The following is an 18,000-nucleotide window of genomic DNA, read 5'->3' as shown; positions in this document are numbered from 1 at the left end:
AGTGCTAAGAACGGAGCGGGATGTTTGAAACAGGAGTGCGTTGCCGAACATATTGCTATAGGCACCGAGATTTTGTTGGGGCAAATATTGAATGCTCATGCGCAGACAGTGTCACTGGAATTCGCAAATCATGGATTATTCATCTACCACCACCAGGCGGTTGGCGATAACTTGTCGCGTATTGTCGACGTTCTGAACCACGCTGCCGGTCGCTCCAACGTCATTGTCCTTACGGGGGGCATCGGGCCCACGGAAGACGATTTGACCCGTGACGCGGTCGCTGCGCACCTGGGTGTTGCCTTGGAGTTGGATGAGAAGTCCTTGCAGGACATTGAGTCGTACTTTCGCAAGCGCGGCAGGTCCATGCCTGCAGAAAATCGTCGGCAGGCGATGCGCATTCAAGGTGCAACCATGCTTCCGAATCCCTATGGAACAGCCCCTGGGCAATACGTGGAACACGGTGGCGTTCATTACTTTCTGCTGCCTGGGCCTCCCCTCGAGATGAAGCCTATGCTACAAAGGGAAGTGCTTCCACGCTTAAAGCGAATATTCCCAACTCCTCAGGTTCTCGTTTCCCGGACGCTCCATTTCTGTGGGATTGGCGAGTCTCACGTTGACGAGCAAATTCACGACTTGCTCTCCAGCGAAAATCCAACCGTCGCGCCATTGGCTGGTGAGGGCGAAATGTTGTTGCGAATCACCGCTCGCGGCGGTACACATCAGGATGCTGTCCAAAGCATTGCAAGGGTGGAGCAGGAGATTCGCAAACGCTTTGCGCCGTACATTTACGGCGTGGATGGCGAGACGTTGCAAGCTGTGGCGTTCCGTCTGTTGGCGGAGCAACAAGCCACGCTCTCCGTCGCGGAAAGCTGCACCGGTGGTCAGATCAGTACGATGCTCACCGGTGTACCCGGCGTATCTCAGGTGTTCGCCGGCGGTGTTGTGGCCTATGACAACGCCGTGAAGCGTCAGGCACTCGGCGTTCATCCGGAAACACTGGAGAGATACGGTGCTGTCTCGGAGCAGACCGCTCGAGAGATGGCTGAAGGTGTTCGCGAACGGCTGGGGACTGTGTACGGGCTGTCGACCACGGGAATTGCCGGACCTGGCGGAGGCAGCGATGACAAGCCGGTTGGATTAGTGTATATGGCGGTGGCTGGCCCTCGTGGGACAGAGGTCTTTCGGAGTGTGTTTTCCGGATCAAGAGAGCAGATTCGCCTACGCGCCGCAAAACACACCCTCTGGCGGTTGATTCGTACGCTCACCAGGGGCGCAGGTGCAGACGCATGAATGCTTGGATACAACGGATGTATAAATGGCCCGCAGACACAACATGGGACGCAAATGGTAAAGACGGTTCGTCTCGTCCAAACGACGGGCGCGGGGAGAATTCATTTTGATAGGTGAGATACTGATGACAGTTTTTCAAGAGTTAGCGCTGAGTCGCAAAGTTCAGCAGGCAATTGATGAAATGGGCTTTGAAGAGCCCTCTCCGATACAAGCAGCTTGTATACCTTTGGTGCTGGAAGGCCGTGACGTGATTGGACAGGCGCAAACGGGCACCGGGAAGACAGCCGCTTTTGGGATTCCACTGGTGGAGCGCGTCACGCCAGAATCCAGGGTACAGGCTCTGGTCCTGACCCCGACGCGTGAACTGGCCATTCAGGTGGCTGGCGAATTCCGCAAGATTGCGAAGTATAAGCGCGTCCGCACGCTTCCGATTTACGGAGGACAGTCGATAGGGCACCAAATTCGGGCCCTCCAACAAGGCGTGCAGATTGTGATTGGAACGCCTGGGCGCGTGTTGGATCACATTCGCCGCGGAACCTTGAAACTCTCTAATCTTCGCACGGTGGTGCTCGATGAGGCCGACGAGATGCTGGATATGGGTTTCATCGACGACATCGAAACCATTCTCAGGGAGACGCCGGCTGAGCGCCAAACCTTGCTCTTTTCTGCGACGTTCACGTCTGACATCAAGCGCCTGGCCGTGCGTTACATGAAGTCGCCTGAACACGTGACGGTAAACCGTGGAGAGGTGACGGTTCCACTCATTGATCAAGTGTACTACAAGGTCCTGGAACGCAATAAGTTGGAGAGTTTGTGCCGCATTGTGGACAGCGAAGAGGTGCAACTGGGCATCATCTTCTGCCGGACCAAGCGCGGAGTGGACGAATTGGTCGAAGCGCTCCTTGCGCGCGGCTATTTGGTAGACGGCTTGCATGGGGATTTGAGTCAGGCGCAGCGAGATCGCGTGATGAATAAGTTTCGCAGGAGCGAAGTGGAGTTGCTCGTGGCGACGGACGTGGCGGCACGCGGCATTGACGTCGACAACGTGACCCACGTCATCAACTACGACATTCCGCAAGATCCCGAGTCTTACGTGCATCGCATCGGACGGACGGGCCGCGCGGGCAAGCGCGGGTTGGCGATTACACTGGTGACGCCCCGCGAATTCAAGTTACTGAAACAAATTGAGCGCGAGACGAAGGCAACGCTGGTTGCCCGCGAAGTGCCCTCCTTGGCGGATGTAGCAGAGCGCCAGGCTGAGATCTGGCGTAACCGGATTATCGAAGCCATTCAGGACGGTGGGCTTGGTCATTATCGCGCGATTCTCGGCAACATCATCGACGAACACGATCCGATTGACGTCGCGTGCGCAGCTTTGAAGTTGGCTTCGGCCGGGGAGCTGGAGAACCAGGAAGAAGCAGACTACGACTTTGGTGATACGGGGGCAACGCCGGGTATGGTGCGCTTCTTCGTGAATATTGGGCGGACCGCTCGCATCAGCCCTGGAGACCTGGTGCGGACCATTTCCGAGGAAGCTGGCGTGCCTGGTCAAGTGGTCGGTAAGATTGACATTTTTGACCGATTCACGTTTGTTGAAATTGAAGAGGAATCCGCACCCTTCGTCTACGAGGCATTGCGGCAGAGCCGGATCAATGGTGCTCGGGTGAACATGGAGCCTGCGAAGCCGCGCGTTCGCTCGCGCTAAAGGGATGTCCGATGATGTCAGCGACTTGCAATAGCGACGAACAGTTGGTTCAGGACAATATACTGTGTTTCCGGCATGGGGGAAACACACCAGGCGTTTTGTAAGTCGCTCGATGCAGTTGCACCAGGGAAAACCGTCCGTAGGGCGGTTTTCTCTTTGCAACAAGAGCGAACAAACGTTTGCCTTTTGTATGAATGCTGGTACAATGGAAAGCAGGAAAGGAAGCCTCTAAGGCGAAGTAATCGATGGATTCCGGAGGCGGACCGATGTGGGTTTCGGATTCCATGGCAGGAATGCATATACGAGATAGGATGGTGTTTATGAGCGACCGTCGCGCGGCGCTGGAAGTTGCGCTGAAACAAATTGAAAAGCAGTTTGGAAAGGGCTCCATCATGAAGCTGGGCGAAGCTTCTGCCAGCATGAACGTAGAAACCGTGCCGTCTGGTTCCATTGCACTTGACATTGCACTCGGCGTTGGAGGGTTCCCGCGTGGACGTATCATAGAAATTTATGGTCCAGAGTCGTCCGGTAAGACGACCGTCGCCTTGCACGCCGTCGCGGAAGTGCAGAAACGTGGTGGCCAAGCGGCATTTATCGATGCAGAGCACGCGCTCGACCCTGTGTACGCCAGTAAGTTAGGGGTCAACATTGACGAGTTGCTGATTTCCCAACCGGATACGGGAGAACAGGCGCTGGAAATTGCAGAGGCCCTGGTTCGCAGCGGTGCTGTGGACATTATCGTGGTGGACTCGGTGGCTGCCCTCGTGCCCAAGAATGAACTCGAGGGTGAAATGGGAGATTCTCACGTCGGTTTGCAGGCGCGTCTGATGTCCCAAGCGTTGCGGAAACTGGCGGGTGCCATCAGCAAGTCGAAGACCATGGCGATTTTCATCAACCAATTACGTGAAAAAGTAGGTGTCATGTTCGGAAATCCGGAAACGACAACTGGCGGTCGAGCCTTAAAGTTTTACGCGTCCGTGCGACTGGAAGTACGCCGTGGTGAAGCGATTAAACAGGGCAATGACGTGGTCGGTCACCGCACGAAGATTAAGGTGGTCAAGAACAAAGTGGCACCTCCGTTCAAACAAGCGGAAGTGGACATCATGTTCGGTGAAGGGATCTCACGGGAAGGCAGCATGATTGACATCGCGACAGAGATTGACGTTATTCAAAAAAGTGGTGCCTGGTATTCCTACAACGACGAACGGTTGGGCCAGGGACGTGAAAATGCTAAGCAGTTCTTGAAGGAACATCCCGAGCTGGCCGAAGAAATCGAACGCAAGATCCGCGAAGCGTTTCAACTCGGCAGTCCGGTCCCAGTGACTGCGGTGGAAGACGACGAGGTGTTCGACTTTGACGAATGACACCGCACAGGTGGACATGCTCGTCGGTTATGAGGAGATTCCGGGCGCACCCGACTTGATACGGCTTCGGTTTGCGGAACACGCCACGCTCGACGTTTTCCTCAAAGATTTTGTTGACTATAACCTGCGCGTGAACAGTTCGCTTAGCGCAGAGCAGTTGAAGCAATTAGAAGAGGGTAGCATCAGGGCTTTGTTTTACCACAAAGCCCTGAATTACCTGCGCTTTCGCCCACGCACGAAGTCCGAGGTCATCCGCTACCTGCAGAGGCTACAATGTTCGACGGACATGGCCACGTCCATTGTTCAAGAGCTGGAATCGTTGCGCTACATCGATGACGTGCAATACGCCCAGCAGTTTGTCGAGGCGAAAGGAACGCGGCTCAGCCGGAAGGAATTGCTGTGGAAGTTGCGACAGAGGGGGATTGCAGCATCTGTGGCTGAGGAGGTCCTCAGGCAGAGCGCACGTCACGACGAATGTTCGGTCGCCATGGCGTTGGCAGTTCGCCAATGGAGGAAGTACCGCGGGGAGGTTCCTGCGCGCCGACGCGACAAGGTCGGTGCTTTCTTGCATAGAAAAGGATTCCCGATGTCGCTGATTTATCAAGTGCTCGACGCAGTGTCCAGCGCTGAAGATGAGGACGGGGACCTTTCTTGACAACGTTTGGCACAAAAATATAAAATCAAACTGCGTATCATTTACGGCCTCTAGCTCGAAGTCGTTGTAACACCCTGACACGTCGTGTCAGGGGTGAGCAGGGAGGCAGTTTTCATGGGACCACTGTTGTGGATCATCGTTGTGGTTTTGGCGTTTCTAGTTGGTTCTGGAATTGGGTATGTGGTACGTAAGTCCATCGCCGAAGCAAAAATTGGCTCCGCGGAGGCGCGTGCCCTACACATTATTGAATCCGCGCAGAAAGATGTAGAAGCGAAACAGAAAGAGATGTTGCTTGAGGCGAAGGATGAGGCGCATAAAATCCGCCAGGAAGCAGAGCGCGAGGGGCGGGAGCGACGCGCCGAATTGCAAAAGCTGGAGCGACGGATCTTACAGAAGGAAGAAACCATCGACAAAAAGCTCGAAGCGCTCGACAAGCGGTCTGAAATGCTGCGAGAGAAAGAGCGGCAATTGGAAGAAAAGCAGGCAGACATTGAGACCCTTCATCAGCGTCAGGTGAAGGAACTGGAACGAATTTCAGGTTTGACGCAAGAAGCTGCACGTGAGTTGATCTTATCGGCGGTGGAACGTGAGAGTCGCCACGACGCGGCTGTCCTGATGAAAGAAATCGAACAGGAAGCACGTCAGGAAGCGGAAAAGAAAGCGCGTGACATCATCGCGACGGCAGTGCAGCGGTGTGCTGCGGATCACGCAGCGGAAATCACTGTATCGGTTGTGAACTTGCCAAACGACGAGATGAAAGGGCGCATTATTGGTCGCGAGGGACGAAATATTCGAACTCTTGAAACCCTCACTGGGATTGATTTGATTATCGACGATACACCGGAAGCGGTGATCTTGTCAGGCTTTGATCCCGTACGCAGGGAAGTGGCCAAAGTTGCCTTGGAGCGCCTGGTGGCGGACGGACGAATTCACCCCGCCCGCATTGAAGAAATGGTTGAAAAGGCCCGTCGGGACATCGATGACTTGATTCGTGAAGAAGGCGAACAAGCGATATTTGAGACGGGTGTTCACGGGATGCATCCCGATTTGGTGAAACTGCTCGGACGCCTGAGATTTCGAACAAGTTACGGTCAAAACGTGCTCAAGCATTCGGTGGAAGTTGCGCACTTGGCTGGTTTGATGGCTTCGGAACTCGGGTTGGACGTAAATTTGGCAAAGCGCGGCGGTCTGTTGCACGACATTGGAAAGGCCGTGACCCACGAGGTGGAAGGTTCGCACGTAGAAATTGGTGTGGATCTCGCACGCCGGTATCGTGAGAACCCGGTGGTCATCAACGCGATTGCGGCCCACCACGGCGATGTCGAGTTCAGTTCAGCTGTGTCCGTGATTGTGGCTGCAGCGGATGCCATTTCCGCAGCTCGTCCAGGTGCGCGGCGCGAAACGCTGGATATTTACATGAAGCGCCTCGAAAAGTTAGAGTCCATTGCGGAGTCGTTCGAAGGTGTGGAAAAGTCGTATGCCATCCAGGCTGGCCGTGAGGTGCGTATCATTGTGAAGCCTGACATGATTGACGACGCAGAGTCGGTTCGAATTGCGAAACAGATTTCCAAGAAGATTGAAAATGAATTGGACTATCCAGGACAAATCAAAGTAACAGTCATTCGAGAAACTAGAGCCGTGGAATACGCAAAATAGAGTAGCCGCCTTGGCTACTCTATTTTTTCGATGCGGCATGGAAAGCTGGGCGTCCATCTGGAGGTGCAATGGTGAGAGTACTGTTTATTGGAGACATCGTGGGTCGCCCAGGTCAAGAGTTCGCGGCCGATTGTCTGAGGGACTTGATTCCGAAGGAGGAACCGGACCTTGTCATTGCAAATGGGGAAAACGCGACGCACGGAAAAGGATTGAACAGCGCCGCAGCAGAATACCTGTATGACATCGGGGTCGAGTTGATTACGCTCGGGAACCACACCTGGGATCAGAAAGAGCTGCTGCAGTTTATCGACAGTGATGCGCGCATTGTTCGCCCTGCAAATTACCCAGACGGAACGCCAGGTCGAGGCTTTACTGTGTGCAATGTGAGAGGGATGTCGGTACTGGTCATTAACGTGATGGGAAGGACGTTCCTGAGTCAGCTCGACTGTCCGTTCCGGACGGTGGACAAAATCCTCGAAGCGTACCCTGAGATTCGCCACGTAGTGGTAGACGTGCATGCTGAAACAACGTCGGAGAAAATTGCCATGGGTTGGTATCTAGATGGCAGAGTGTCAGCGGTGATTGGCACTCATACGCACGTTCAAACGGCCGACGAGCGCGTGCTTCCAGCAGGCACAGGCTTTATCACGGACGTTGGGATGGTGGGTCCGAACGACGGTATTTTGGGGATTGATAGAAAACTGGTGCTGCAGAAGATGCTGACGCACATGCCTGTCCGATTTCAGGTTGCCGATGGACCGAGGCAATTTTGTGCGGTCTTGTTGGAGCTATCGGATGAAACGGGTCGGGCCACCTCCATCCGGCGTATTCGGGTAGTGGAGTAGGAACGGACGCCGTACTGGGATTGGGAAGTGTGGTTGGACAGCACCTGTGAATCGCGAGGAAGACCTCTGCAAGCTTCTGCTTGTCACCGCGTAAATGTCAGAGGAATATATCAGTAAGCAGCGAATATTCATATAGTGTGCTAGTCCAGTCCCGTGGTCATCGAAGGAGGTCGCCTTAGGGTGGATGTATTAAAGGTATCGGCAAAATCAAACCCAAATTCCGTAGCAGGCGCTTTGGCAGGAGTACTTCGCGAACGCGGCACCGCTGAAATTCAAGCCATCGGGGCCGGTGCATTGAATCAAGCGGTGAAGGCTGTGGCGATTGCACGGGGATTTGTCGCACCCAGCGGCGTTGATTTGATTTGTGTGCCCGCTTTTACGGATATAGTCATTGACGGTGAGGAGCGCACCGCGATTAAGTTAATCGTGGAGCCGCGATGAGCGAGCACACTTCCTGGATTGCGGATGCTCACGTTGACGTGCTGTATCGGATGGAACGCGAAGGTTGCGACTTTTACGGTCCCTCTCCGTTACAGGCCAGTGCTGAACGATTAATGAGTGCCGGCATAGCAACTCAGGTTTTTGCCTTGTTCGTGTCGCCGAGCTTACCCTCGCAGTACCAGTTGGAGATTGTGCTGCGGCAGATAGATCTGTTTTACGAACGCGTCGTTCGCGACGCTGTGTTGCGCCCGGTTCGGGATCTGGCGGACTTGCATGGTGCGCGGCGCGAGGGCGTAATGGCGGGGTTGTTGTCTTTGGAAGGGGGCGGATGCCTCCGTGGACAACCTGAGATGTTACGCACTCTGCACCGACTCGGCGTTCGGGGCATTGGTTTGACTTGGAATGATGCGAACGAGCTTTGCGACGGTTGCCGGGAACCGCGGGGAGGGGGGCTGACCGCGCATGGACTGGCTGTCGTGCGTGAGGCTCACCGACTTGGCATGTGGGTAGATCTGTCGCATTTGTCAGACCGGGGTATTGCAGATCTGTTTGACCGCACATCGGGGCCATTGATGGCATCTCACGCGAACTGTCGCTCAATCCATCCTCACCCCCGCAATCTGACGGACGACGTCATTCGCGAATTGTTTCGCCGCGAAGGATGGATGGGGTTGGTGTTTGAGGGGAGTTTTGTGGGGAAGCCGGCAGACGTGACAGTAGATCAGTTGTTGTTGCACCTGGACCACGTGCTCCAGTTGGGCGGCGAAGACTATGTCGGATTTGGTTCGGACTTTGATGGAACGTCTCATCCGATGCCGGGTTTGTCCGATGCTGGAGACTACCGGCGGTTCGCGGATCTCATTCGGAAACGTTACGGATCAGCACTGGCAGAGAAGATTCTGTTTCAAAACTTCGAATCATTTTTGCAACGCACGCTTTCGTAATCATCGTCCGCATCATTCCGAGCTCAATGATATGTACTTGGATACGCCTTGGCGTGCCCTGGCATTGGCCAGGGCATTTTTGTGTACCAAGCCGCGGTCAAGCCCGATTTTTCCATGTGTCGGTTCTCTCCATGACACGTGCGGTGACAAATGCATACGATGTTGCGTAACGAGATGGGCGGCTGGTAGGGCAGGACCCCATACAGGGGTGTTGCGCGCACTGCACCAATGAACGCCGCCACGCATACTCATGCAGTACAACAGGGCTGGGCGGGTGCACAGGCGCGCGAAACTGCCCAGGGCCTGTGAGTTCAAGAGGAGGTAGCCGCATGGTGCTCTCAAACAAAGATCTGAGTTACCGCGAAATCATGGCCCACGCGGTTTGCGGCCGTGGCAGCAAGTACTCGCAGACCACATACACCATTCGCCCGGCAAATCGGCCAACGACAATTGGTGGTTGCTGGGTCATGAACCACTCGTTCGAAGCGGAATTGGTGGGCGACTACGTGGAGGTGCACGGGCGCTTCGACGTCAACGTGTGGTACTCGTACAACGGGAACTCCGAAACTGCAGTCGCCAAGGACACCGTGTCTTACGTGGAGCAAATTGCGCTTCGGGACCTGGATACGAACTGCGACCGCGACTCGCGTGAAGTGGATATTCGCGTGTTGCAAAGTCCGAATTGTCTCGACGCCACCGTCACCGGCAATGGTTCTGAAATCTTGGTGCGCGTGGAGAAGGAACTCGGCGTAGAAGTGCTCGGTCGTACGAAACTGTGTGTCGTTACGTGTGACGTTATCGACAAGAAGGATGAAGACTTCATCGAGGACGAGGAAGATCTGCTGGAAGAAGTGGAGATTGAAGACTAACACCCACGGGCAGCAACAGACCAATCGGTGGGCGAAGGCGGGGCGGAAACGCCCCGTTTTTGTTGCAAGGAGTGGCGCTAGATGGGGACGCGGGATAGCGTACCACGCAGCACAACTGGGCTCAAGTTGAACGTTTCAAAGTTGGCGGTCCGGCAGGGGAACAGACCTTCGCTTGGCCTTTATGCCGAGTGCAGGCCCGATGCCAAGCGGATGTTCGGAGAACAAACGAGGATGTTTGCAGAACTGGCGGCGTATGCCGACGAACGAGGAATGGACGTGGCGGTGCTACCACCCGGGTACCGTCGAACTGGACGGGGCTGGCGGTGGCATTCCGCGACCAAGCGGTGGCAGTCCGCCGACGTCTCCTTGCCCGGTGTCGTGTTGCGGAGGTCAGGTACCTCTCGGAACGTGGCCCCCCGCATCGTCACCGAGGATTTGAATTACTTCAACGCGGAAGGGTGTTTACATACTCTACCGCTCACCTGCAGTAACAAATGGGTGTTCTACCGCAAGATGTCGGAGTCCGCACAACTTCGGGATCACCTGCCCGGAACGCACTTCGTGCAATCGAAGGACGAGGTTCACCGCCTTCTTCATCAATACGGTGACATTTACGTAAAACCTCTGAACGGAGCCCGGGGCGTGTCCATCTTCCGCTTGTACCTAGTGAACCAGATGCCATTGGCAATCTGGGAGCGGCGCGTGAAACGCAGTGGAAGGTCGAATCTGCACGATGTAGAGGTTGTGGAGCGAGAACTTCCTACTGCTGCTGACTTCGACCGATTTTGGCGGGCAACGGGATTTCAACGCTGTCTTGTCCAGGAGACCATTCGCGTTCCACGTACGCGAGAGGGGCGTCCGTTTGATTTTCGGTGGCTCATCCAATGTACGCACGACATGGAGGTGATGGCGCGTGTGGCGAGGATAGGGGATGTCAAGTCCGTGACGACCAACATTCACACAGGAGGTCGTGCGGTTCCGGCGGAACAGGCGGTCGCGCACGTCTCCCCGCACCACATCGACGAAGTCATTGCGGCTGTGGATAGGGTAGCACTGGCGGTTGCGAAGCGATTACAGCGCCTGTATGGGCCTTTCGCTGAGGTTGGAATTGATCTCGCACTGCGAAACTCAGGGGAGGTTGTGGTGTTCGAGGTCAATCCGACGCCGGGTAGGCGGATGCTGAGATCTCTGCCAGGGAATATCCGCGAAATGTCACTCCATTGTCTCGTTGAATATGCTATCAGGGCGAACGGGATATCCGCTGGATCCCATCAGTGAAAGGAGCCCCCGCACATGGGAGTTGACCAAAAGATTCGGATTGCTGTGTTTCACAGCCCGAACCCGCTGATTCGAGTTCACCCGAGCTCCTCGCAACTCCTGAATGCGACGGAAGGGCGCAGATACCGTTGTTTCTTTGGGTGGCATTCGGCTGAAGCGGTCCTCTTTTTGGACCCGGCGGTTCCCGCGAACACGGTGTGGTTGAGTGATGGTCTATCGAGACAGGTGATGCTGAACGTGTCATCGGACTTGGTATCGGCTGAGATGACGACTTCGGGACTGCACATCGGACCGACCATCGGCATTCTTTGTAATCCCAAGTGGGATTCGAAAAAGAAACAACTGAAAAACACCAAGCAACTGCCGGGGCTTCAAAAAATGGTCGAGGCCGGGGCACGCCTCGGTGCGTTGGTGTACCTGTTTCGCATCCAGGACGTAGACTTTGCCAAGGAGCAGGTGAAGGGGTACGTGCTGGAAGCAGGTCAGTGGACCGTATTGGACCTGCCATTTCCCGATGCCATTTACGACCAGGTGATCTCCCGCAAAGTGGAGCGGGACCCCAAGTATCTTGAGCAACGCGTACGACTGAGTAAAATTTACGCACACCGAATTTTCAACGACGGTTTTTTTGACAAATGGCAGGTTCACGAGTGGCTCACGGGAGACCGGCGCACGCGCCCGTACGTCCCGCAAACTGTCAAATATACAAAAGGAACGGACATCGTTCAGTTCCTGAAACAACACGCTATGATTTTTCTCAAACCGGTCCACGGAAGTCTGGGACTGGGTATCATTCGGATTGCTCGGTACCCGGACGGGGCGTTAACGTATGAAGTCAAACAACAAACTGGCAAGTCGACAGGACGGGTATCGACGCTGGAAAGCGTTGTGGAAGCGGTCCGTCCCCGCTTGCGGTCACGTCCGTATTTGATTCAGGAGGGTATTTCGCTGGCGACGTATCACAACCGCCCATTCGATGTCCGTATCGTCCTGCAACGAGATGGTCGAGGAGAGTGGAGGCGGACGAAAATGTTTGCTCGCGTTGCGCAACCCGGTGATTTTACGTCCAATCTCAGCAGCGGCGGCGAGGCCTTGCTGGTGGATACGGTGTTAAAAGAGCTCTACGCCAGCGAAGATAAGCGCATCCGTTGCCGTCGTCTCATCCGCAAGGTATCGAGTCTCGTAACAGAAGTGATTGAGGAGCAGTCCGGGAAAATGTTTGGTGAGCTGGGGATTGATGTCGGCCTTGACGACAAAGGGCACGTCTGGATTATTGAGGTCAACTCAAAGCCCTGGAAGTCGCCAACCACCGAAAAGGGACGACAAGAGATTGTTGACCTTGCCTTTTCGCGTCCCATGGAATACGCATTTCGTTTAGCCAACATGAAATGACGACGGACCCTGAAAGGAGATGTAGCTCATGACCTACTATCTGCTGCATGCCGGGCAGCCTTCCGCACGGCGCCTGCTAAAACGGGTCCCAATACTCAAGCCGTACGTCTCCAGTTCCAATATTGGAAGTGGCGACGTTGTCATACGCTATGGAGGTAGCCCAGAGGCGGACCCTCATCAAGGAACGGTATTCAATCCGCAAAACGCAATCCAGCGCACGGCTTCCAGGGGCGCCATGGCCCGCTTTCTGCGGCGGATTGGAGTTCGTGTCTGGACGAAAGACAGGGGGCAGAGCGAAGACGCTCGATTGTTACGGCAGTACCGGATTCCGATGTTCGACCTTACCCCGCTGACGTGCTTCCGCTGCGATGGCAATCAGGTGTGGATCAATCAACGCATCCAACGTGTTCAGGACTCGTTCCGCGAAGTGCCGCTGGATGACGACCGAGTGACCGTGCGCGCTGTTCGACTCGCGTCGCGAGTGTTGCACGCGTTGGGGCTTGACCATGGTATGGTCAGCATTGGTATGGCGCAGCAAGGGGTGCTGTACGTCCTCGATGTCACGGCCTCGCCGGTTCTGCATGGGCGAATGCTTGACCTCTACGCCCGCGCCGTGGAAGACTTCATGGCCCGAGAGGACAGGGTTGCGGAGACGGGCACAAGTGCCTTTTTGCTTGGTGCCGACATGGAACTCATGCTGCGAAATCCGGTGGGCAAGATGGTCCTAGCCAGCAATTATTTCGGTCGTAAGGGACGCGTCGGGTGCGATGACCGAAGTTTGCAGTTCGATGGACAGCGACTCCCTCTGATGGAGTTACGGCCAGAACCGGATGCTTCGCCGCTCGGATTAATGGCGAACCTGCGCGACACGATGATGGAGGCCACGCGGAAGATTGACCGAGCACAAGTGGAATGGCGTGCAGGTAGCATGCCGTTCAAACGCTACTGCACAGGTGGGCACATCCACTTCTCAAGCGTGCCGTTCTCCAGTCGATTTGTAAAAGTGCTCGACAATTACCTCGGGCTGCCGCTGATGATGGTGGAAGATCCTCGAACTGCACGGCTGCGGAGGCCGCGTTATGGATTTCTTGGAGATGTTCGCCATAAGGATTACGGTGGATTTGAATATCGGACGCCGGGCAGTTTTATCGTGAGCCCAGACATTACGGTAGCGGCGTTTTGTCTCGCATACGTGGTGGCAGTTCACCATCGCGAGTTGCCTATCGTAGATTTGTACGATGAACGCTTGCAATTCGCTTTTTTTAACGGTGGACACGAAATCCTGAAACCGATTGTGGAACGCAACTTCGAGGCCTTGAGCGGATTGACTGCCTATGAACGCTACAAGAATTACATTGACCCCTTGTTTGAAATGATTCGTCAGGGTCAAACGTGGGATGAATCAGTGGATATTCGAACACTGTGGGGAATTCCCCTACACGGGCAGCGGAAGTCGTCGGTGCGACGCGTGCAACGCCGTGCGGCTCGTGCACGGGCGTAGCGACGAATGTGGGCGAGATTGGAGGGGGTGTTGTCGTGAGTGGGTCATGGACCGGTGAACTGGTGTGGGTGCAACGTCGGTCAGAGATGATGCTGTACGTCCTTGCCCCGCAGGAGCTATCCAGTGTGCTCGAGACCGCCGGTGGAGACGTGAAAGTCTCGAATCTACGGGTGCCTCTCGTTGGTTCGGTACCAGAAGGGCAAGTGATTTTCCGTCATCGAGTCGGTTTAACGCGTGATGGTGGCGGCGAATGGGTTGCGGGCCCTATCTATGCCATACTCGCGGGTTCCGGCAAGTCGTCATTTGTCGGCGCGAGATCCAATTTCCGCGACATCATGAAGACGGCTCGATTGCGAAACAGCTTTGTCTACGTGATTCCGACAGATCATGTCAACCGCAATGAATTGTGGCAAGGCTATGTCCGCAGCGGGAATCGGCAATGGATACCGCTGCCCTGTCCGAGGCCTGAGGCCATGTACAACCGCATTCCCAAACGCAACCTGGAACGATGCGAGACGACGCGCACGGCCAAAACCATTATTCACGGATTCGGCATCCCGCTGTTCAACCCAGGCTATTTCAACAAAGCCACCATCTATCGCATCATTCGGGCGGCGAACTTGCACGAGTATCTGCCGGAAACCCATGAATCCTTGAGTGCGGAGTCGTTGTACCGAATGCTGCGACGGCATCCAGCGGTGTATTTGAAGCCCACGGGCGGCAGCATTGGCCACGGCATGATTCGCGTAGAAGTGTGTGGTGCTGACTACGTGGTAAAGGTCTTGAAGAACGCTCACTGCCAAACGTACGTCGCGGACAGCCCGCGCAGTCTATGGGCGCTCGTAGAGCAACACCGCCTGGTCAGCCAGTATGTGATCCAGTCCGCCATACCGCTCATTGAGTGGAACCAACGGCCGTGCGATTTCCGGGTTTTACTGCAGAAGCGAGACCAGCGCTGGGTGGTGGTTGGGAAAGGGGTTCGTGTGGCGGGGGCCAACGCCATCACCACGCATGTTCCAAACGGTGGATCCATCGCGCACGCTGTGCAAGTCCTCACCCAGCAGTTTGGGGCGGATGATACACAGGTAGACCAGGAGATTGAACGCATGGTGGTTCGCTGTGCCGAAGCGATTGACGAGTATTACCAATACGAGTTAGGCGAGATGTCGATGGATGTTGGCGTTGACGAATACGGACACCCTTGGTTTTTTGAAGCAAATTCAAAGCCGATGAAGTTCGATGAGCCCGAGATCCGCCGCAAGTCTCTACAGGGGATTCTGGCTCACCTGGATGAATTGCGTCCGGCGTCGGCCGTCGCTCAGACGGCGACCGCCAAGATGAGGAGAAAGCAGCGAGCCGTTCGAAGGAGACCGAGCTTGTGACCGTCGAGTGACGAAATGAGATGCGTTTCGTTGCTCCAGTCGTCGATGGGAACGTTGCGAGCGGACGGCAACCACGCGGTCTGTTCGTTGTCGGGTGTCATTGGTCGACGAGCGGCCAGGGGAGGGAAAAGCGACTGGCGCCGCGCTCTACACGGGAGACGGAATGCAAAGGCACGTACACCCACCTTCTGGCATAGACCAGAAGTGCGTTGTGAGCCTTTAGAATCTCATGCAGATTGCACATATCGACTGCGACTTCGTCCTTCGTAGGGGAGACCACGGGGCCTTCAAAGGCTTCACTCTCACCGTATAGGTATAACTTAAACGTTGGGACATGGCGTTTTTCAGACATTGCAATCGCCTCCAAGCTGGTATCACGGGACAAGCTTTGATTGAAAATCTTTCCGGTCTATAATGAGTAGCAACACTTGGCTTTCGCAGAACTGGGTCGACTTCCTTTATAATGAGGGATGAAGTGTCTGTCGGCAAGGCGGACGCGATGGTGAAACGTATGCCCGAGTGGGATTCTATATCACGTTCCATGGACGTTGAAACAGCAGAGAAAGTGAGTGGTGCAAGGGTGGAGAACTTGATTACGAAACTCCGTGAAGGCCGCTTGCAACCGGGGGCAGGGATTGTCTTCGGAACGCACCGGCCCAACACGGCTGTTCGGACCTCGTTTGACATAGATGCGTTGACCAAGGATTACCAAGTGGGGACCAAGGCGTCCGGAGAACCGTATCGGTACATCATTAAGACCTATGGTTGTCAGATGAACGAGCATGACACGGAAACGATGGCCGGCTTGTTGCAAGCCATGGGGTATCGACCCGCAAAGGAAGACGCCGAAGCGGACTTCATCTTGTTTAACACCTGCGCCGTTCGCGAGAACGCCGAAGACAAGGTGTTTGGCGAAATTGGCCGGCTGCGTCCGCTAAAGACGCGAAACCCAGAACTGGTTCTCGGCTTGTGCGGGTGCATGGCGCAGGAAAAAGGCGTGCAGAAAATGGTCTTGGAGAAATTCCCTTGGGTGGACGTCGTTTTCGGGACCCACAACATTCACCGTTTGCCGCAGTTGTTGACCAACGCTCGGCACAGCCAGGAGACCATCCTCGAAGTGTGGGACAAAGCGGCGGAAACGGTGGAAGATATTCCGAAGGCGCGCAAAGACCACATTCGCGCCTGGGTCAATGTCCAATACGGTTGTAATAAGTTCTGCACGTACTGTATTGTGCCGTACACGCGCGGTGCAGAGCGCAGCCGACTTCCAGAAGACATTCTGCAAGAAGTTCAGCAGTTGGCAGCGGACGGTGTGAAAGAGATCACGTTGCTTGGACAAAACGTGAATGACTACGGCGTCGACTTAGGTTCAGTCACGTTTGCAAAACTGCTTCGCCAAGTCAATGATGTCGATGGCATTGAGCGAATTCGCTTTACGACATCCAATCCGTGGAACTTCACGGACGAGTTGATTCAGGCTTTGGCCGACTGCGACAAGGTCGTGGAACATATTCATTTGCCTGTTCAGTCTGGCAACAATCAGATTTTGAAGCGGATGAATCGGTCCCACACGCGAGAGTTCTACCTTGAACTGGTGAACAAGATTCGGACGGCCATCCCTGGCGTGAGTTTGACCACGGACATCATTGTCGGTTTCCCCGGCGAGACGGAGGAGCAGTTCTTGGACACGCTGCGGTTGGTCGAGGAGGTCCAGTTTGACAACGCGTTTACCTTTATCTACTCGCCGCGTGAAAACACACCTGCGGCGAAGTTTCCTGATGACGTGCCGCTGTCGGAAAAGAAGGCTCGTCTGCAGCGCTTGAACGAGGTACAGTACGCCATCAGCCTGGCGAAAAACCAAGCGCTGGCGGGACAAGTGGTAGACGTTTTGGTGGAGGGAGAAAGCAAGACGAATCCGGACGTTCTCGCTGGCCGGACGCGCACAAACAAGTTGGTGTTGTTTCAAGGTGACGTGGGGCTCACTGGTCAGACTGTTTCCGTTCGGATTGAGCAGCCGAAAACCTGGACACTGATGGGTACCCTCGTGGAGCGCCCCGAGGGGGTATTGGCGTGACCGAGGACTTGATGACCAAGGCAGACGCCATTGCGGACATGATTTGCCAGTCAGAGGCAGCTCGCCAGTATTGGAAAGCGCGCGAGAAGATGGAGCGGCATGAAGAAGCGCAGGCGTTGTTCGAGTCGCTGAAGTTGAAGACGAACAATCGACTCGGCTTGGCGCACGCACTGCCGGAGGATCACCCGAAAGTACAACAGTTGCAGGCAGAAATTCAGGAGATTGAGGAACAGTTGTACGAGATTCCAGTGGCCATGCAGTACAAGCAAGCGCAGGCGGAGTTGAACGAATTACTGCAAGGCGTCATGCACCTATTGTTGGTTCGGTTGTCGGATAAGGTACCGGTGGAACTCGGTCCCAAACAGGGTTGCGGAAAGGGACCTGACGGACAGGGATGTACCTGCGGCGGACAAGGTCACTGAGCGCGGAGTGCTGCGAAGAGGGATTCACTTGTGACGGGATCCCTCTTCGCTATCCCTTCTGCAGTATCCGCGATGCTTCTTCTCGCATGTACCCAATGTGTTGCCAGCGATTTGCAATACAGCGATAACTCGTATTGAACGGCTCGAAATGGCGTTCTGTACGTCTCTCACGTACATAGACG

General features: G+C 55.1%; 16 protein-coding genes. 15 read left to right on the top strand and 1 reads right to left on the bottom strand.

The annotated features are described in order from the left end of the window. Window positions 1-24 precede the first annotated feature (24 nt). The 13 genes from YWK_RS0114700 (at window position 25) to YWK_RS20145 (ending at window position 15,322) form a co-directional block, all read left to right on the top strand. Window positions 25-1,290, top strand: a complete 1,266-nt coding sequence (locus YWK_RS0114700) for a competence/damage-inducible protein A (protein WP_026965390.1) — start codon at window positions 25-27, stop codon at window positions 1,288-1,290. A 124-nt stretch (window positions 1,291-1,414) separates the two neighbouring features. Continuing rightward, the gene (locus tag YWK_RS0114695; protein WP_026965389.1) at window positions 1,415-2,995 is read left to right on the top strand and encodes a DEAD/DEAH box helicase; all 1,581 of its coding nucleotides are present in this window, start codon (window positions 1,415-1,417) and stop codon (window positions 2,993-2,995) included. Between the two features lie 320 nt (window positions 2,996-3,315). Further along, a complete protein-coding gene (gene recA, locus YWK_RS0114690) occupies window positions 3,316-4,359 on the top strand; it encodes a recombinase RecA (protein WP_026965388.1) in 1,044 nt (347 codons plus the stop codon). Beyond that, window positions 4,349-5,014, top strand: a complete 666-nt coding sequence (locus YWK_RS0114685) for a regulatory protein RecX (RefSeq protein ID WP_026965387.1) — start codon at window positions 4,349-4,351, stop codon at window positions 5,012-5,014. The genes recA and YWK_RS0114685 overlap by 11 nt, the downstream gene beginning before the upstream one ends. 114 nt (window positions 5,015-5,128) lie before the next feature. Next, window positions 5,129-6,670 (top strand): ribonuclease Y, encoded by a 1,542-nt coding sequence (gene rny, locus YWK_RS0114680; RefSeq protein ID WP_026965386.1) that lies wholly within the window; start codon window positions 5,129-5,131, stop codon window positions 6,668-6,670. Between the two features lie 68 nt (window positions 6,671-6,738). Beyond that, on the top strand, window positions 6,739-7,515 hold the full coding sequence (locus YWK_RS0114675; RefSeq protein WP_342664252.1) for a TIGR00282 family metallophosphoesterase: 777 nt from the start codon (window positions 6,739-6,741) through the stop codon (window positions 7,513-7,515). A 180-nt stretch (window positions 7,516-7,695) separates the two neighbouring features. Next, a complete protein-coding gene (locus YWK_RS0114670; protein ID WP_026965384.1) occupies window positions 7,696-7,956 on the top strand; it encodes a stage V sporulation protein S in 261 nt (86 codons plus the stop codon). Next, window positions 7,953-8,900, top strand: a complete 948-nt coding sequence (locus tag YWK_RS0114665; RefSeq protein WP_035467184.1) for a dipeptidase — start codon at window positions 7,953-7,955, stop codon at window positions 8,898-8,900. The genes YWK_RS0114670 and YWK_RS0114665 overlap by 4 nt, the downstream gene beginning before the upstream one ends. A gap of 329 nt (window positions 8,901-9,229) precedes the next feature. Continuing rightward, window positions 9,230-9,769, top strand: coding sequence for an outer spore coat protein CotE (cotE, locus tag YWK_RS0114660; RefSeq protein ID WP_026965382.1), 540 nt, complete (start codon window positions 9,230-9,232; stop codon window positions 9,767-9,769). 81 nt (window positions 9,770-9,850) lie between these two features. Continuing rightward, window positions 9,851-11,047 (top strand): YheC/YheD family protein, encoded by a 1,197-nt coding sequence (locus YWK_RS0114655; RefSeq protein WP_026965381.1) that lies wholly within the window; start codon window positions 9,851-9,853, stop codon window positions 11,045-11,047. A 15-nt stretch (window positions 11,048-11,062) separates the two neighbouring features. After that, on the top strand, window positions 11,063-12,439 hold the full coding sequence (locus YWK_RS0114650; protein WP_051375629.1) for a YheC/YheD family endospore coat-associated protein: 1,377 nt from the start codon (window positions 11,063-11,065) through the stop codon (window positions 12,437-12,439). Window positions 12,440-12,467: 28 nt separating this feature from the next. Next, a complete protein-coding gene (locus YWK_RS0114645) occupies window positions 12,468-13,940 on the top strand; it encodes a putative amidoligase domain-containing protein (protein ID WP_026965379.1) in 1,473 nt (490 codons plus the stop codon). 35 nt (window positions 13,941-13,975) lie between these two features. Further along, a complete protein-coding gene (locus YWK_RS20145; protein ID WP_051375628.1) occupies window positions 13,976-15,322 on the top strand; it encodes a YheC/YheD family endospore coat-associated protein in 1,347 nt (448 codons plus the stop codon). 97 nt (window positions 15,323-15,419) lie between these two features. On the opposite strand, the gene YWK_RS0114635 is transcribed toward YWK_RS20145, so the two are convergent. Next, window positions 15,420-15,674: a hypothetical protein gene (locus YWK_RS0114635; RefSeq protein WP_026965378.1), complete on the bottom strand. Its 255-nt coding sequence runs from the start codon at window positions 15,672-15,674 to the stop codon at window positions 15,420-15,422. Between the two features lie 228 nt (window positions 15,675-15,902). Here YWK_RS0114635 and miaB point away from each other — a divergent pair, with 228 nt between their 5' ends. Together miaB and YWK_RS0114625 are read left to right on the top strand one after the other, a co-directional pair. Next, on the top strand, window positions 15,903-17,396 hold the full coding sequence (gene miaB / locus YWK_RS0114630) for a tRNA (N6-isopentenyl adenosine(37)-C2)-methylthiotransferase MiaB (RefSeq protein ID WP_026965377.1): 1,494 nt from the start codon (window positions 15,903-15,905) through the stop codon (window positions 17,394-17,396). Continuing rightward, window positions 17,393-17,818 carry a YlbF/YmcA family competence regulator gene (locus YWK_RS0114625; RefSeq protein ID WP_245578631.1) on the top strand — a complete coding sequence of 142 codons (426 nt, stop codon included), beginning with the start codon at window positions 17,393-17,395 and terminating at the stop codon, window positions 17,816-17,818. The genes miaB and YWK_RS0114625 overlap by 4 nt, the downstream gene beginning before the upstream one ends. Window positions 17,819-18,000 lie beyond the last annotated feature (182 nt).

Origin of the sequence: Alicyclobacillus pomorum DSM 14955, from assembly GCF_000472905.1 — a bacterium.
Taxonomy (GTDB): domain Bacteria; phylum Bacillota; class Bacilli; order Alicyclobacillales; family Alicyclobacillaceae; genus Alicyclobacillus_A; species Alicyclobacillus_A pomorum.
The sequence above is the reverse complement of the archived record's forward strand: the minus strand, read 5'-3'. Positions and strand labels throughout refer to the sequence as shown.

Coding starts and splice junctions, on each gene's coding strand:
- YWK_RS0114675 (WP_342664252.1), top strand. CDS start 6,739: ATGGTGAGAGTACTGTTTATTGGAGACATCGTGGGTCGCCCAGGTCAA.
- rny (WP_026965386.1), top strand. CDS start 5,129: ATGGGACCACTGTTGTGGATCATCGTTGTGGTTTTGGCGTTTCTAGTT.
- YWK_RS0114635 (WP_026965378.1), bottom strand. CDS start 15,674: ATGTCTGAAAAACGCCATGTCCCAACGTTTAAGTTATACCTATACGGT.
- YWK_RS0114695 (WP_026965389.1), top strand. CDS start 1,415: ATGACAGTTTTTCAAGAGTTAGCGCTGAGTCGCAAAGTTCAGCAGGCA.
- YWK_RS0114665 (WP_035467184.1), top strand. CDS start 7,953: ATGAGCGAGCACACTTCCTGGATTGCGGATGCTCACGTTGACGTGCTG.
- cotE (WP_026965382.1), top strand. CDS start 9,230: ATGGTGCTCTCAAACAAAGATCTGAGTTACCGCGAAATCATGGCCCAC.
- recA (WP_026965388.1), top strand. CDS start 3,316: ATGAGCGACCGTCGCGCGGCGCTGGAAGTTGCGCTGAAACAAATTGAA.
- YWK_RS0114655 (WP_026965381.1), top strand. CDS start 9,851: ATGGGGACGCGGGATAGCGTACCACGCAGCACAACTGGGCTCAAGTTG.
- YWK_RS0114650 (WP_051375629.1), top strand. CDS start 11,063: ATGGGAGTTGACCAAAAGATTCGGATTGCTGTGTTTCACAGCCCGAAC.
- YWK_RS0114645 (WP_026965379.1), top strand. CDS start 12,468: ATGACCTACTATCTGCTGCATGCCGGGCAGCCTTCCGCACGGCGCCTG.